The following is a 15,319-nucleotide window of genomic DNA, read 5'->3' on the forward strand; positions in this document are numbered from 1 at the left end:
CGGGGCTATAGCCGTGACTGGGAACAGCTTCAGGCCGACACGCGCGAATGTTGGCATGATGGGCGCGCCTCCACCCGCCGGCACTGAACACCGATGTCTCGCAACGGGCTGTGAACCGTGAAGCCAGGGCGGGTCACGAGACACGGTCGACCCGGACATGAATCCGGCGAGTCCGGTTCCGACGGGCCCGACGGATCAGGGAGAACCGATGACAAGCGATGCGCTCGAACGTTTGCGGCGGATTCTCTCGCCGTCGCCGGCCAGCGCGGAGTGGGCGGCGCTGGATCTGCAGGGGGTGGCGGAGGCCGAGGCCGCGTTGGGGGTCCAACTGCCGCCGGACTACCTGGACTTCCTCGCGGTCTACGGCGCCGGGACGCTCGACGACGAGCTGCTGATCGCGGCACCGGCGACGGCGCCCGGCCACCGGTACAGCACGAGTGTGGTGGAGATCACCGGGACGTTTCGCCGGGCTGCTGCCAAGCCGTACAGGGCCGAAATTCTGGGTGATGGTGACATGTATATCCACTGGGGTGTTGATGGCGGTGGCGACTACTACTACCTGTGGCGCGTCGAGGGTGAATCGAGCGCCGAGTGGCCGGTGTGCGTATTCGACGACGAATTGACGGTCCTGCCGTACGGGATGGTGGAATTCCTGGCCAGAGGCTGTACCGGAGGCCTTCCCGGCGATCTGCAGGGCAAGTTCCGCAGCGACGGCCACGAATTCCTGCACTGGCAGGACCGGTACCGCCGCGACGTCGAGCAGTACGGGTCCGGGTCATACATCCCCGGCTGAGCGACTCGCTCCCGCTGCGCCGGACTTCACTGCACCTGACTATGAGCATCGAACGCTGACGTCCCCCGCGAGGTGGGTCATTTGCTCACCTGGTCGACGCGGGTGCCGTCCAGCCAGGGTTGGGGGTCGGCCAGGAACGGGGTGTCGGCGAGGCGGTGGAGGTCTTCGAAGAAGGCTTTGGTGGTGCGGGCGGCCGCGGTGGTGGTGCCGACGGAGACGAACCCGGCTTGTTCGGCGTCGAGGCCGCGGGAGAGGGATTTATCGGAGCCGAAGTAGACGGCGCGTTTGAGCTCGGCGACGACGACCGGGTTGCGGGCGGCCAGCCGGGCCGCGGTGGCCTGGGTTTCGGCGAGCAGGTCCTCGGCCGGCAGTACGCGGTTCACCAGGCCGAGACGCAGCGCTTCCTGGGCGGTGAACGGCGTGCCTTCGAGGGTGACCTCGATGGCTTTGGCGGCGCCGAGCAGCCGGGTGAGGCGTTGGGTCGCGCCGCCGCCGGGGATGAGGTTGGCCAGCGTCTCGATCTGGCCCAAGCGCACGTGGTCGGCGTCGGCGGCGTAGCGCAGATCGCAGGCCAGCGCGATTTCGTGCCCGCCGCCGAGTGCGGGTCCGTTGATGGCGGCGAGGTAGGCGACGCCGGAGCGGTTCATCCGCAAGGTGGTGCGTTTCCAGCGGTAACCCCAGACCAGGCCGGCACCGAGACCGCCGCCGTGGCGTTCGACCAGGTCGGTGGCGCCGGGAACGTGCAGGACGGCAGCGGCGGCGCGCAGGAACGGTGCGGCGGCGCGAGCGGGGACGAAGGGGCGTGGTTTCTCGATCATGCCGCCGAGGGCGGCAGGGTCGGCATGGGTGAGGAAGCGGCCGGGCAGTCCTCCGGTGAGCACGACCGCGCCCACGGTGTCGTCGATATCGACCGCGGCGGTGAGAAGGTCGAGGTCGCGGACGACCGCGGTGGTGACGAAGTTCCACGGGGGCGCGACGACACGCGCGGTGAGTACCCGCCCGGACTGGTCGAGTTCGATGGTTTCCAGGGGCAGGTCGGCGGCGGACATCGGCGGCTCCTTCGGTGCGCATGTCGGCGGTCGGGACGCGAGAACGGTTCCACGCGAACGGGTTTCGGAAGCGGTCCAGCGCGGTCGTGGACTACACGGTGATGGTGCGGATACACGGTGATGGTGCGGACCGGCGGGGCCGGTCCGCACCATCGGTCAGGCCGTGGGCTTGTGGACGCGGGTGTCGTGGAATTCCAGGAATGCCGCGAGGGTCTGCTCGGGTGCCTCCAGTTGCGGGTAGTGGCCGATTCGCGACAGTTCCACGACATCGGGGTCGGTGATCAGTTCGCGGTAGCGGTGCACCATGTGGCCGCCGGAGACGGGATCGGACAGGCCGTCGACGAGCCGGAGCGGGACCTGGGCCCGTTGCAGTGCGCCCACCCAGCGCGTGCGCTGCTTGCGGCGTTCGGCCATGTAGCGGATGAGTTTGTGGCCGTTGCTTTTGCCGTGCTTGCTGCACCACAGCAGCCAGAACTGGTGCAGTTCGATGTCGGTGGGTTTGGTGTCGGGCCCGAATACCGCGGCCAAGCTGTGGTGGAAGGTGCGTTCGGTGCCCAGGACGCCGATCAGCGGGCCGAGCGGGCTCGCCAGCAGCCGCTGCACCAGGCGGGGGCGGTGTGTTTCGGGGAACAAGCCGCCGTTGAGCAGGCACACCGACTCGATCACCAGGGATTCGTCGCCGGCCGCGCGGCGTTCGGCGTCGCGGGCCAAAAGCTCCTGGGCGACGGTGTCGCCGTAGTCGTGGGCGAGGATGTGGTACCGGCTGATGCCCTGTTCTCGCAGCAGGTTCTCGTGGATGTCGGCTTGGTCGGTGATGCGGTAGTCGTAGTGGCGGGGTTTGGCCGACCAGCCGAAGCCGATCATGTCGGGGGCGATGACCCTGGCGAATCGTTCGCACAGGGCCGGCCAGATCCGATGCCAGTCCCAGGACGCGGTGGGAAATCCGTGGATGCACACCAGCGTCCCGTCGGTGCCTGCGCCTCCGTCGCGCCAGAAGATCTGGTGGCCGCGATGAGTGTGGCGTCGTCCGTTCGCCCGCCAGGACGCGAACTCCTCCATGTCTACCTCCTTGTCGTGGACAAGCATGGCGCGTGTGTGCGCCCGGGCACAGTAGTTCGGTCGGCCGTGCACGTGTCATCTACCGCGCCGACCCGATAGCCGATCGTGCGCTCTGGGAGAATTCCACCGTGCATGTCGCGATCGGCCTGGTTGTTCTCGTCGCGTCGGCGGCCGCGTTGGCGGCGCTGGCGCGACGGTTCGGGATCTCCGAACCGCTGGTACTGACGGTGGGCGGGGTGGCGGCGTCGTATCTGCCGTTGCTGCCGGAGATCCATTTGGAGCCGGAGATCATTCTGCTCGGTTTCCTGCCTCCTTTGCTGTATACGGCCGCGATCCGCACGTCGCTGGTGGATTTCCGGGCGAATGCGCGCACGATCGGGTTGTTGTCGGTGGGGTTGGTGTTGTTCACGACCTTCGTGGTGGCGGTGGTGGTGTGGTGGCTGCTGCCGGTGCCGTTCGCGGTCGCTGTCGCGCTGGGTGCGGTGGTGGCTCCGCCGGATGCGGTGGCCGCCACGGCGGTGGCGCGGCGGATCGGGATGCCGCGGCGGATCGTGACGATCCTGGAGGACGAGTCGCTGTTCAACGACGCGACCGCGCTGGTGGCGTTGCGGACGGCGCTGGCGGCGATGGTGGGCACGGTGTCGGTGTGGGCGGCCGGCGCCGATTTCGTGCTGGCGGCCGGTGGCGGCGCGGCGGTGGGAGTGGTGGTGGCCTATCTGCTGGCGATGCTGCGGCGGCGGATCACCGACCCGGTGATGGACACGACGTTGTCGTTCCTGGCGCCGTTCGCGGCGTATCTGCCCGCCGAGGGCATCCACGCCTCGGGGGTGATCGCGGTGGTCGTGTGCGGGATGATCCTCGGACACAACGCGCCGGTGTGGCAGAGCGCCGCGTCGCGGATCTCCGAGCGCATCAATTGGCGCACGATCCAGTTCATCCTGGAGAGCGCGGTGTTCGTGCTGATCGGGTTGCAGGTGCGCGGCATCGTGGAGGGTGCTTGGCGCAGCGAGCTCGACCACACCACCCTGCTGTGGTCGGCGGTGGCGGTGCTGGCCGCGACGATGCTGGCGCGTCCGGTCTGGGTGTTCGGGTCGTCGCTGTTGTCGCGCAGTCTCGGTGGCGGCGACGCGGTGCCGGTGAGTCATCTGGTGGTGGTGTCGTGGGCGGGGATGCGTGGGGTGGTGACGTTGGCGGCGGTGCTGCTGCTGCCGCAGGACACTCCGTTGCTGGCCGTGCTGCGCCTGCTGGCGCTGGTGGTGGTGGCGGGAACGCTGCTGGTGCAGGGCACGTCGTTGCCGTGGCTGGTGCGGTGGCTGCGGTTGCGCGGGCCCAGTCGCGCCGAGGACGCGTTGCAGAAGGCCAACGTGTTGCAGCAGGCCACCGCAGCCGGTTTGGCCGTGCTCGAGCGGGAGGTCACGCCGGACACGCCGCCGGGGGTGGTGCAGACGTTGCGTGATCGCGTCCTGTGGAAGGCCAACGCCGCCTGGGAGCGGTTGGGGCGGGCGGAGTCGGAGCTGGTGACACCCACCGCGGAGTACCGGCGGCTGCGGTTGGCGATGTTGCAGGCCGAACGCGAAACGGTCTTGCGCGTCCGGGATTCGGGCACCGTCGACTACGAGATCCTGCAGCACGTGCTGGCGCAGTTGGATCTCGAGGAGTCGATCATCGATCGCTACGACGAGACCGAGGAAGAACGGGTCGAACCGCTGGCCGCGGCGGGGGCCGACGACGCTTGCGCGCATCTGCGGGACGCACCGCTGGTGCGTGCGCACGGCGGGCCGGACGAATGCGGCGAATGTCTCGCGGAGGGACAGGCATGGGTGCATCTGCGGATGTGCTTGTCGTGCGGGCACATCGCCTGCTGCGACTCGTCTCCGGGCAATCACGCGACCAAGCACTACGCCGCCAGCGGGCATCCGGTGATGCGCAGCGTGGAGCCGGGAGAGGCGTGGCGCTGGTGCTATGTCGACGAGCTGCTCGGTTAGCCGGAGTGGGTCAGCGCTGGGCGTGGGAGTAGATCAGGCGCGCGTATTCGGCCAGCAGCTGGTCCAGTGACAGGTTCTCCCCGCCCGCGGCGATCTGCTGGTAGCCGACGAGCATCGCCATGCCCAGTGAGGTGACCACGGCGGCGGTGTCGTCGTCGCCGACGACTCCCTTGATCGCTTTGTGCACGGTGCGCCTGCGGGATTCGTCGACGCGCTTGAGTGCGAGGTTGACCGATTCGTCGTTGGCCGCCCAGGCGCGGATGGCGGCTTCGGCGGAATGGTGCAGTCCGGCGGCGAGGTCGGACATGGCGCGGATGTCGTCATCGGGGTTGCCCTGGTTGAACGGCATGGTGCCCAGGATGCGCACTTGGCGGTTCTCCCAGTGTTCGAGCAGGGCGTCGACGAATCCTTGCCAACTGCCGAAGTGGTGGTAGAACGATCCGCTGGTGACGCCGAGCTGCCGGCACAGGACGCCGATGTTGAGACCCTTGAAGCCGAGATCGGCGAGCACTTCCAAGCCGGTGTCGAAGTACTGCTCCTTGGTGACCACTCGTGACATACGCGCGCCGTTCTCTTCGTTCGGTCAGGGGGAGGGACCGAACAGTACCCCATCGTAGCGTCGGCTGGACCGACCTCGGGAAGTACCGATGCGTACGCCGAGAAGACGCTTCGGTACCTGTTACCTGCTGAAGTAGTCAGCGCGCGTGGGTGATCTGGCCGCGCGGGACACGCGGCGCATAACAGAGCAATTGCTCTGTTATAGTGGCGGCATGCCCCGCCCCCGGACCCACGACCCCGACACCGTGCTCGACGCCGCGGAATCGCTGGCCGTTCGCTCCGGCCCCGCCGCGGTCACCACGCGCGCGGTCGCCGCCGCCACCGGCGTGTCCAACGGCGCGATCTACCACACCTTCGGATCACGCGCGGAGTTGCTGGCCCGCACCTGGTTGCGTGCCGCGCGCCGCTTTCTCGACCTGCAGACCGCGCTGGTCGACGCGGCATCGGACGGCCGAGGCGACGTCGAGGCCGTGGTCTCGGCCGCGGAGGCGCCCGCGCTGTTCGCCGAACGCCACCCCGCGTCGTCGCGGCTGCTGCTGGCCGTGCGGCGTGAGGAGTTGCTCAGCGAGGTGCCCGAAGGTGTCGCCGCCGAGCTGGCCGCCACCGACGCGGTGCTTGTCGAGTTGCTGGTGCGGCTGTCGCGGCAGTTGTGGCAGCGCGGCGATCGCCACGCCGTCGACGTCATGACGCTGTGCCTGGTCGATCTGCCGACCGCGGTGCTGCTGCGCCGCGACCGGCTGGCCGATCCGCGCGCACGGGAATACCTGCGCAGCGCCGTGCGGGCCGTACTCGCCGTCGGTCCCCCACCCCTGTGACCCCCGTTTTCACCCCCTACCGGAAGGACCCCCGATGCCTACGCTCGACTACTACGACAAGATCGCCGTTCTCGACCTCGGTGGCGACGAGAACCGTTTCTCCCCCGACTTTCTCGACCAGGTCGGCGCCCACCTCGACACCGCCCTCGCCGACGGCGCACAGGGCCTGGTCACCACCGCGAGCGGCAAGTTCTACTCCAACGGACTGGACCAGGCCTGGCTCGGCGCCAACGCCGATCGCGCCGAGTGGTACGTCGCGCAGGTGCAGGCGCTGTTCGCGCGGGTGCTCACCCTGCCCGTGCCCACCGCCGCCGCGCTGCCCGGGCACGCCTTCGGCGCGGGCGCCATGCTCGCCATCGCCCACGACTACCGCGTGATGCGCGCCGACCGCGGCTACTTCTGCTTCCCCGAAGTCGACATCCACATTCCCTTCACCCCCGGGATGGCCGCGCTGATCCAGGCCAAGCTCACCCCGAAAAGCGCCGTCGCCTCGATGACCACCGGCCGCCGCTTCGGCGGCGTCGACGCCGCGGCCTACGACATCGTCGATGCCACCGCCGCCGAAGGGGCCGTCACCGACTCCGCCGTAGCGCTGCTGGCCCCGCTGGGCGGCAAGGACCCCGGCACTCTCGGGGCGATCAAGAACACCATGTACGCCGCCGCCGTCACGGCACTGACCACCTAGCGCTCCGACCACGATGCTGGGTGCACCGGAAATTGCTGCGTCGCAAGAATTCTCCCTTGTTCCGTGAGGTGATAATTCCTGACGAATTGCTGTGTCGCGCCTTTTCTTCGGCTTCACGGTGAAGTCGTCGGCGGAATGCGGCGCGGTGGGAGCGGGAATCTTTCCATCGGACCGGGGGCCGGCCGAAGCCGCAGAGATGGCGATGAATCCCAGCTCAGCGCGTATCAGAGGTCGAACACCGGCAGTCACCCCGTCCCGTGCCGGTCGGTTTCTGTTTATTCATTCCACGTTCACGGGAAGGACGATCGCGTCATACACGCTGCTGACTCGTGTTTTCTACCGAAAGGGAGCGATCGTGGAATTGCTGACAGTTCTCGCCGACCTCATGACCGCCGTGTTCCAAGCCGGCAGCGGCAGCGCGGCCTGACCCGCCCCGCCGCGGCGGTCGGTCCGCGACCCCATCGCCCGGCCGGGCGGGCAGCGGAATCCGCACGACCGGATCCACCGATCCCGTTGCCGCGGAAGTGGTTCGGTCGTGCGCGGACGAACCGGTCGCGGATGCGGAAACGGGCGAAAGCGCCCCGCCGAGCACAGCCGGACACCTGCGGTCCGGGAAAGCCGGGTGTACCGAACGGGGTTGTGCGATGACCGAACCGAACACGTCCTGCGCCGCATTCCAACGCAGCGCCGCGACCCGACGCGGTCGCCGTCCGGTCCATCGGCGGCGAACAAACGCTCACCTGGCGGGTGTACGCCGAAGAAGTACGCGCGGTCGCGGCGGGCCTGGCCGCGCCGGGTGTCGGCCGCGGCGACACGCTGGCGTTGCCGAAGACCTCGCCGCGACCGTGCACGAACCCGACGGGCAGCGGACCCCGCGCCGGCGGCGCGGACACGCTCACAGCCGGAAGGTGAGCCGCTGCGGGTGCACGTAGTCGGCCGGATCGTGCAGGGTGCGCAGTTCCGGTCGCCGTGGCGCGGAGATCCGTTCCAGTTCCGCGCGCAACGCTGCGTCGTAGGTCGCCGCGCTCGCGGTGAGTCCGGGCAGCCAGTTGTCGTGATGGCTCGGCACGAACAGCGCGGGGGTGAGGGCTTCGATGTAGGTGCGGGGATCGCGCAGGCCGTTGCTGATCTGGTTGTAGCCCTGCACCGCGCCGATCTGCACGTCGGTGGCCGGGAGCGCGGCGAGGGTGTCGAACACCTGCGGGGCGCGTTCGGTGAGCGGTCCGGTCGAGTCGTGCCACACCAGGCACAAGCCCGGCACCCGGAACTGATACAGCAGCACCCCTCCTTCGGGGTCGCCCAGCCGCGGCACACCTTGCAGCAGACCGCTCAGCGTCGGCGGGTGGGTGAGCACGATGCCCGGTTCGGGGCGGGGAAAGAAGCGCGGCGATCCGCCGACGGGATCGGGTGGGGTGCGTGCGGAGTGCAGGTGCCGCACGACGGTCACCTCGACCGCGCCCACAGCGAAATCCTCCCTGGCGCCGATCGCGGTGCCCACGTCACCGTGCACGGCGGTGGGGAACGCCGGATCGGTGACCTGTGCGGCGATGGTCGCGCAGTGCTCGGCGGTGCCGTGCACGACCGCGCCGCTGGCTCGAGCGATGCGGCCCGCGTCGGCGGCGTGGTCGAAGTGGCCGTGGCCGATGAAGATCGCCGCGGGCGCCAGGTCCACCAGGTCCTGCGGGGTGGCGGGGACGTAACCGGTGCTGGTCAGCCGGGGCACCCACGCGTCGAGCAGGAACACCGAACCGCCGATGGCCAGGGCGAAGGTGGTGCAGCCGACCCACGACAGCACGACCCGGTCGGTGCGCGGTGCGCCGGTCTGCGGGTCGACGGTGTCGGCGCCGAAGAAGCGGGCGCGCGCGGCGATCGTGCGCGGGTCGGCGGGATCGGCCGGGGGCCGCAAGGAGCCCGCGCTGAGGGAGGTCAGTTTGCCGCCGGGGCCGAACAGGCCGAGGCCGGGAAGCTTGCACACCCCCGTACCCCATCACGTGCGCGGGATGCGGGCAAGAGACCGGCTACAGGCGTATGCCCAGCAGGGCGTCGACGGCGGTGGCGATCAGCGCGGGCGCGTCGGTGTCCTGGCCGCCGTAGTCCAGTGCCTGGCGGGCCCAGTTGTCGAGCGCGTCGAGCGCCTTGGGGGTGTCCAGATCGTCGGCCAGGTGCTGGCGCAGGCGGGCGACGGTGTCGGTGGCCGACGGGCCGGCGGGCAACGCGGCGGCTTCGCGCCACAGCTCCAAACGCTGCTGCGCCCGCTCGAGCAGGGCGTCGGTCCACATCCGGTCTTGCCGGTAGTGGCCGGCCAGCAGGCCCAGGCGGATGGCGGACGGGTCGACGCCGCCGCGGCGCAGCGTGGACACCAGCACGAGGTTGCCGCGGGACTTCGACATCTTCTCCCCGTCCAGCCCGATCAGGCCGGCGTGCACGTAGTGGCGGGCGAAGCGGCGGCCCGCGATGAGCGACTCGGCGTGCGCGGCGGAGTATTCGTGGTGGGGGTAGATCAGGTCACTGCCGCCGCCCTGAATGTCGAATTCCGGGCCGATGCGGTTCAACGCGATCGCCGAACACTCGATGTGCCAGCCGGGTCGGCCCGGACCGAACGGGGCGGGCCAGGACGGCTCGCCGGGCCGCGCCGAGCGCCACAGCAGCGCGTCGATGGTGTCGCGTTTACCGGGACGGTCCGGGTCGCCGCCGCGTTCGGCGAACAGCCGCTGCATGGTGGCGCGGTCGTAGCCGGATTCGTAACCGAACTGGTCGGTGGCGTCGGCGCGGAAGTAGACGTCGGGGTACTCGGCGTCGTCGACGACGTAGGCGGCGCCGGAAGCCAGCAGTTTCTGCACGAATTCGACGACCTCGTCGACGGATTCGACGGCGCCGACGTAGTCGCGGGGCGGCACGATCCGCAGCGCGGCCATGTCCTCACGGAACAGGTCGGTCTCCGCCGCGCCGAGGTCGCGCCAGTCCACGCCGTCGCGGGCGGCGCGTTCGAACAGCGGGTCGTCGACGTCGGTGACGTTCTGCACGTAGTGCACGTCGTGGCCCGCGTCGCGCCACAGCCGGTTGACCAGGTCGAAGGTCAGGTAGGTCGCGGCGTGCCCGAGGTGGGTGGCGTCGTAGGGGGTGATGCCGCAGACGTACATGGTGGCGGTGGAGCCGGGGGTGACCGGGCGCACCAGACGGTCGGCGGTGTCGTACAACCGCAACGGCGGTCCTGCTCCAGGGACGGTGGGGAGGGCGGTATCGGACCAGGACTGCATGCTTACGAGGGTAAAGGTGTCGTGGAGATCATCGGCCCCCGGCCCGGTCGCCGCGCCCCTGCGGCCGGTAGGGTCGCCTGCCGCGACCTGCGTCTTCCAGCAAATCGTGGGATGTCAATAATTACGGTTTCGCTGAATCAGCTGTCGGTGCCGCGGGTGGGATCGGTGACGGTGTTGAGGCCGATCGCGAACGTCCCGTCCAGTTCGGGGATGTCGGGATCGGTGTCGGCGAGCGCGAGCTGCGTGAATTCCCCGCGCGCGACGTCGAACTCGAGTTCGTGATAAGCGACCGTATCGCCCCAGTCCGCGGAAGGCAACGAGATGAACCGCATGGTGAACCGCCCGGAGTCCACCGAACCCTCGGTCATGACGTAGACGCCGAAGTGGTTCTCCCCCGCCGAGCTCAGCCAGTAGACGCCGTTGTCGTAGAGGTGCAGGTCGGTGTCGGGGTAGGGCTTCTTGTCGTAGAGGTGCACGTAGTGCAATGCGATGCGATAGGTCGGCGCGCCGACGACGACCCGCACCACCGGCGCCGCGCGATCGGGAGTGGAGTGGGGCATCGCGTCCTCCTCGTCGTCGCATCGAGCGCTCGAAGCTTCAACTGTGCCAGGAAACCCCGCCCACGGCAGCGGTCACGATCAGAACGCAGGCCACGGAATGGGCCGGGAGGTGCGCGGCACCGGCATCACCGGGTCGTCGAGCACCTGCTGGGTGCGTTCGATCAACGCGTCGATCTCGGCGTCGGTGATGTGCTCGCCGAGGGTGTCGGCGAACGCGCCCGGCAGCTGCTCGGCGAACGCGGTGATGTCGGCGATCAGCCCGTCGTCGATGGGCTGCCCGGCCCAGCCCCACAGCACCGTGCGCAGTTTGTGGTCGGTGTGCAGGCAGATGCCGTGGTCGACGCCGTAGACCTGCCCGTCCACCCCTTCCAGCGCGTGCCCGCCCTTACGGTCGGCGTTGTTGAGCAGGACGTCCAGCACCGCCACACGCTGCAACCGCGGATCGTCGGCGTGGATCAGCGACACTTCGTTGCCGACGTCGTCCACCGCGCGCAGCACCTCGCGGAAGCCGTCGGGCACCGCGCCCGCCGGGCACAGGTCGATCAGGTCGAGGCGGTCGCCGCGGTCGGTGTGGTTGTCCGCGCCCACGACCCAGCGTTGCACCATGCCGAAGCCGAAAGGGCCGTCGCGCAAGATGGTTTCGGGGATCACGCCCCAGCCGATCGCCTCGGAGATCAGATACGAGGCCACCTCGCGCCCGGCCAAGGTGCCGTCGGGAAAATCCCACAGCGGTCGTTCGCCGCGGATCGGTTTGTACACCACCCGCAGGGGTGTCTCGCCGGTGACGGTGTCGTTCACGTCGCAGACCAGGGTGACGTTGCTGGCGGTGCTCACCCGCCCGACCACGGTCAGTTCACCGTTGTGGAATCCGTCCCCGGCCTCGGCCACCGAATCACTCCTCCATTTCGGCCGCGCCGAAGATCTCACCGCGTTTGTAGCCGTTGGTGCGCACGCACATGTGCCCGCGCGCCGACAGCGGCTCACCGCACAGCGGGCACGGCGGGCGGCCCGCCGCGATCACCCGGGTGGAGCGCAGCGCGAATTCGCGGGCCTGGATCGGGGTGAGGAACACCCGCACCGCGTCGGGGCCCTCTTCGGTGTCGTCGAGGACCACCGACTCGTCGACCTCGGTCTCGGTGATCGCCAGCAGTTCCACCACCACCGCGCCCGCGTCGGCGTCCCAGCCCAGGCCCATGGTGCCGACACGGAACTCGGCGTCGATGGGGGTGACAAGCGGTGCGTTGTCGGCGACGTCCTCGGCTTGCGGGGGCACTTCGGCGCCGAAGCGGCGCGCGACCTCGTCCAGCAGCAGACCCATCCGGTCGGCGAGCACCTTGACCTGCTGCTTTTCCAGCAGCACGCTGACCACGCGCGGTTCCTGCACGGCCTGCAGATAGAACGAGCGATCGCCCGGCTCACCGACGGTCCCGGCGACGAAACGATCGGGGGTGCGGAATACATGGATTGCGCGTGACACATGCACCTCCTGATATGACCCTGATCGACTACCCGCGGCGCGGGGATCCCATACAACGACCGCTCGGTTGTTTACAAGGAATCTCGACGCTCCGCATTCCCATTATCCGCACTTGCGCTATTGCCGAGCTCGCCACCGGGGACTGGTCCGGAGACCTCGCCTCCCGGCGTCGACGACGCCGCCGCCTGCTGTTGACCGCCGGAGGCGGCGAGGGCCGACAGGTCGGCGCCGGTGTCGTTGAGCCGCCACACGTACGGTGCGGTCGGGGTGTAGCGCACGACGCTGAGCGAGGCCGGTTCGACGAGGATCCGCTGGAAGCCGTCGAGGTGGATGCCCAGGGCGTCGGCGAGTACCGACTTGATCACGTCGCCGTGCGTGCACGCCACCCACAGCGCGTCGCGGCCGTGCTGCTCGGCCAGGGCGCGGTCGTGTTCGCGGATCGCGGCGACCGCGCGGGCTTGTACGTGCGCCAGCCCTTCTCCGCCGGGAAACACCGCGCCGGAGGCGTGCCGTTGCACGACCTTCCACAGCGGTTCCTCCAGGAGTTCGGCGATGGGCCGCCCGGTCCACTCGCCGTAGTCCACCTCGAGCAGCCGGTCGTCGAATACCGGTTCCAGCCCGAACTTCTCCGCCAGCGGCGCGACCGTGCGCTGGCAGCGCAGCAGCGGGGAGTGCACGATCCGTTCGATGGGCAGCCCGGCCAGTCGTTCGGCCACGGCCCTCGCCTGCTCCTCGCCGCGCTCGGTGAGCTCGACGCCGGTGCTGCGACCGGCCAGGGTGCGGGCGGTGTTCGAGGTCGACACACCGTGCCGCAACAGGATCACCGTCATGCGGTCAGCCTAGCGATCATGTCGCCGAGACCACCCCGCCCGCCAGCAGACCCATGAGGATCGCGCCCAGCACGATGCGGTAGCCGACGAACCAGTACAGCGAATGCCGTGCCACGAAACGCAGCAGCCACGCCACCGACGCGTAGCCGACCGCGAACGCCAGCACGGTGGCCACCAGCAGTTGCGGTCCGCTGGCGTTGAGGCCCTCACCAGCGGGTTCGAACGCGTCCGGCAGGCTGAACAGGCCCGATGCGGTCACGGCCGGGATGGCCAGCAGGAACGAAAACCGTACGGCCGCTTCGCGCTCCAAGCCCAGGAACAGGCCCGCGGTGGAGGTGGCGCCCGAGCGTGAGACACCGGGGATCAGCGCCAGGCACTGCGCGAAACCCATGGCCAGCCCGTCACGGGTGGTCAGTTGCTCGATCGGGCGATCCTTGCGGCCGAAGTGTTCACCGGCGGCGATGACCAGGGCGAAGAAGATCAGCATGAACGACACCAGCCACAGATTGCGGGCGCCGGTGCGGATCTCGTCTTTGAGCAAGAATCCCAGCACACCGATCGGGATGGTGGCGATGATCACATACCAGCCGATGCGGTAGTCGAGTTCGCGCTGGGCCTGTTCGTCGAAGACGCGCTTGTGGTCGGCGGTGATGACCGGAAGTCTCGTCGTGGGCTGATCGTGCAGCGGGATCTGCTGGCGGCCGCGCGTGGTCAGTTGCTCGCGCAGACCCGCGAACCAGGCCAACAGGATCCGCCAGATGTCCTTGGCGAAGTACACCAGCACCGCGGCTTCGGTGCCCAGCTGGGTGACCGCGGTGAACGAGGCGCCCGCGTCGTCGCCGAAGAAGACCGACGAGACGATGCGCAGATGCGCCGAGGAGGAGATCGGCAGGAACTCCGTCAGTCCCTGCACCAGACCCAGTACCAAGGCCTGCACCCAGGTCATCGACTCGCCTACCACGAACCATCCTCCACTTCCGCGCCGAATACGCGTTGCAACCTGGGTGTTGGTGCGGCGATCGGTCGATTCTTCCTGACCACCGCGCCAATCACGCAGCGACAGTACAGTGTCGAGGCCGCGGCGGCGTGCCCGGCTGTGGCGCTGCCGCCACCGCGCGGGTCGCGGGTGTGCTCGCCGCACCGGGGCGCGACACTGTACTGGTGGCCGCCGAGTCGCGTATCCACACTCTAGGCTTGGCGCCGTGACGAATGCGCGGACACGGTGATGGAACAGCGGACGGTGGGCCGCAGCGGCCTGCGGGTGTCGCGGATGGGCCTGGCGACCCATACCTGGGGTGCGCACACCGACGCCGAGGACGCGGCGGGGCAACTGGTGGCGTTCGTCGAGGCGGGCGGCACGCTGGTGGACACCTCCCCCGCCTACGCGGGCGGGGCCGCGCAGCGGATCCTGGCCGAATTGCTCGGTGACCTGGTCTCCCGCGACGAGCTGGTGCTCAGCGGTTGCGCCGGGATCGCGTCGTGGGGATTCGCCGCGGCGGGGATGCCGGAGGCGGCGCAGGTCACGGTGGACACCTCGCGGCGGGCGCTGCTGCGGCAGCTGGACCGCACGCTGCTGGAGTTCGGCACCGATCATCTCGACATCTGGAATGTCGCGGTGTGGGATCCGCGGACGCCGTTGGAGGAGGTCGCCTCCACGTTGGAGCAGGTGGTGCGCTCGGGCCGGGTGCGTTACGCGGGGGTGCGCGGGTTCGCGGCCTGGCAGTTGGCCAGTCTGGCCGCGGTGGCGCCGGTGACCGCGGCGCAGACGCCGTATTCGCTGCTGGCGCGGGGGGCGGAGACCGATGTCGTGCCCGCCGCGCGGTTCCACGGTGTCGGGGTGATCGCCTCGGCGCCGTTGGCGGGTGGCATCCTCACCGGCAAGTATCGCGACGGTGTTCCCGCTGATTCGCGCGGCGCCGACGAGGCGACCGCGGCGGAGATCCGCAGTGGTCTCGACGACCGCGCCACCCGGGTGGTGGATGCGCTGGTGACCGCCGCGGACGGGTTGGGCACCTCGCCGCTGGCGGTGGCGCTGGCCTGGATCCGGGACCGGCCGGGGGTGGCGAGCATGATCGTCGGCGCCCGCGACATCGGGCAGCTCACCGGCGTGCTGGCCGCCGAGACCCTGGAGTTGCCGCGGGCGATCGCCGCGGCCCTGGACGACGTCAGTGCACGCGCGGAGTGACACAGATTAGCCTTGCCTGCATGAGCACTGCAGCGGCCAGGGGTGGGAGTCGGATCCGAACCGGAT

16 protein-coding genes and 1 pseudogene are annotated in these 15,319 nt (G+C 69.5%); 7 read left to right on the plus strand and 10 right to left on the minus strand.

The window, feature by feature from the left end; all coding sequences use genetic code 11:
- Positions 1–208 precede the first annotated feature (208 nt).
- The gene (locus tag ACWEH3_RS15945) at positions 209–793 is read left to right on the plus strand and encodes an SMI1/KNR4 family protein (RefSeq protein WP_450017485.1); all 585 of its coding nucleotides are present in this window, start codon (positions 209–211) and stop codon (positions 791–793) included.
- Between the two features lie 77 nt (positions 794–870).
- Here ACWEH3_RS15945 and ACWEH3_RS15950 read toward each other — a convergent pair whose 3' ends face one another.
- Together ACWEH3_RS15950 and ACWEH3_RS15955 are read right to left on the minus strand one after the other, a co-directional pair.
- Positions 871–1,842, minus strand: a complete 972-nt coding sequence (locus ACWEH3_RS15950; protein WP_450017483.1) for an enoyl-CoA hydratase/isomerase family protein — start codon at positions 1,840–1,842, stop codon at positions 871–873.
- Positions 1,843–1,998: 156 nt separating this feature from the next.
- Positions 1,999–2,901, minus strand: a complete 903-nt coding sequence (locus ACWEH3_RS15955; protein ID WP_450017481.1) for an alpha/beta fold hydrolase — start codon at positions 2,899–2,901, stop codon at positions 1,999–2,001.
- Positions 2,902–3,029: 128 nt separating this feature from the next.
- Between ACWEH3_RS15955 and ACWEH3_RS15960 the strand changes: the two genes are divergently transcribed.
- Entirely contained in the window at positions 3,030–4,886 is a 1,857-nt protein-coding gene (locus ACWEH3_RS15960; protein ID WP_450017479.1) for a Na+/H+ antiporter, read from the plus strand.
- A gap of 10 nt (positions 4,887–4,896) precedes the next feature.
- Here the strand turns inward: ACWEH3_RS15960 and ACWEH3_RS15965 are convergent, their stop codons facing one another.
- Positions 4,897–5,445: a TetR/AcrR family transcriptional regulator gene (locus ACWEH3_RS15965; protein ID WP_450017477.1), complete on the minus strand. Its 549-nt coding sequence runs from the start codon at positions 5,443–5,445 to the stop codon at positions 4,897–4,899.
- A 211-nt stretch (positions 5,446–5,656) separates the two neighbouring features.
- Between ACWEH3_RS15965 and ACWEH3_RS15970 the strand changes: the two genes are divergently transcribed.
- The 4 genes and pseudogenes from ACWEH3_RS15970 to ACWEH3_RS15985 form a co-directional block, all read left to right on the plus strand.
- A complete protein-coding gene (locus ACWEH3_RS15970; protein WP_450017475.1) occupies positions 5,657–6,259 on the plus strand; it encodes a TetR family transcriptional regulator in 603 nt (200 codons plus the stop codon).
- 34 nt (positions 6,260–6,293) lie between these two features.
- Complete coding sequence (locus tag ACWEH3_RS15975; RefSeq protein ID WP_450017473.1) at positions 6,294–6,944, plus strand: enoyl-CoA hydratase-related protein; 651 nt, start codon at positions 6,294–6,296, stop codon at positions 6,942–6,944.
- 91 nt (positions 6,945–7,035) lie between these two features.
- Positions 7,036–7,371: a hypothetical protein gene (locus ACWEH3_RS15980; RefSeq protein WP_450017471.1), complete on the plus strand. Its 336-nt coding sequence runs from the start codon at positions 7,036–7,038 to the stop codon at positions 7,369–7,371.
- Positions 7,372–7,588: 217 nt separating this feature from the next.
- A pseudogene (locus ACWEH3_RS15985) lies at positions 7,589–7,769 on the plus strand (AMP-binding protein); the annotation flags it as partial.
- A 70-nt stretch (positions 7,770–7,839) separates the two neighbouring features.
- On the opposite strand, the gene ACWEH3_RS15990 reads toward ACWEH3_RS15985, so the two are convergent.
- The 7 genes from ACWEH3_RS15990 to ACWEH3_RS16020 form a co-directional block, all read right to left on the minus strand.
- Positions 7,840–8,919 (minus strand): MBL fold metallo-hydrolase, encoded by a 1,080-nt coding sequence (locus tag ACWEH3_RS15990; protein ID WP_450017469.1) that lies wholly within the window; start codon positions 8,917–8,919, stop codon positions 7,840–7,842.
- A gap of 43 nt (positions 8,920–8,962) precedes the next feature.
- Entirely contained in the window at positions 8,963–10,201 is a 1,239-nt protein-coding gene (mshC, locus tag ACWEH3_RS15995) for a cysteine--1-D-myo-inosityl 2-amino-2-deoxy-alpha-D-glucopyranoside ligase (RefSeq protein ID WP_450017467.1), read from the minus strand.
- Between the two features lie 137 nt (positions 10,202–10,338).
- Entirely contained in the window at positions 10,339–10,761 is a 423-nt protein-coding gene (locus ACWEH3_RS16000) for a hypothetical protein (protein WP_450017465.1), read from the minus strand.
- 78 nt (positions 10,762–10,839) lie between these two features.
- Positions 10,840–11,649: an SCO1664 family protein gene (locus ACWEH3_RS16005; RefSeq protein WP_450017463.1), complete on the minus strand. Its 810-nt coding sequence runs from the start codon at positions 11,647–11,649 to the stop codon at positions 10,840–10,842.
- Positions 11,650–11,653: 4 nt separating this feature from the next.
- Positions 11,654–12,238: a DUF3090 domain-containing protein gene (locus ACWEH3_RS16010; protein ID WP_450017461.1), complete on the minus strand. Its 585-nt coding sequence runs from the start codon at positions 12,236–12,238 to the stop codon at positions 11,654–11,656.
- A gap of 71 nt (positions 12,239–12,309) precedes the next feature.
- On the minus strand, positions 12,310–13,068 hold the full coding sequence (locus ACWEH3_RS16015) for a histidine phosphatase family protein (protein WP_450017459.1): 759 nt from the start codon (positions 13,066–13,068) through the stop codon (positions 12,310–12,312).
- A gap of 16 nt (positions 13,069–13,084) precedes the next feature.
- Positions 13,085–14,014, minus strand: a complete 930-nt coding sequence (locus ACWEH3_RS16020) for an undecaprenyl-diphosphate phosphatase (RefSeq protein WP_355078058.1) — start codon at positions 14,012–14,014, stop codon at positions 13,085–13,087.
- A gap of 279 nt (positions 14,015–14,293) precedes the next feature.
- On the opposite strand from ACWEH3_RS16020, the gene ACWEH3_RS16025 reads away from it, so the two are divergent.
- Complete coding sequence (locus ACWEH3_RS16025; protein WP_450017457.1) at positions 14,294–15,253, plus strand: aldo/keto reductase; 960 nt, start codon at positions 14,294–14,296, stop codon at positions 15,251–15,253.
- The last annotated feature ends 66 nt before the right edge of the window (positions 15,254–15,319 follow it).

The sequence above is a fragment of the Nocardia sp. NPDC004718 genome, assembly GCF_053601535.1.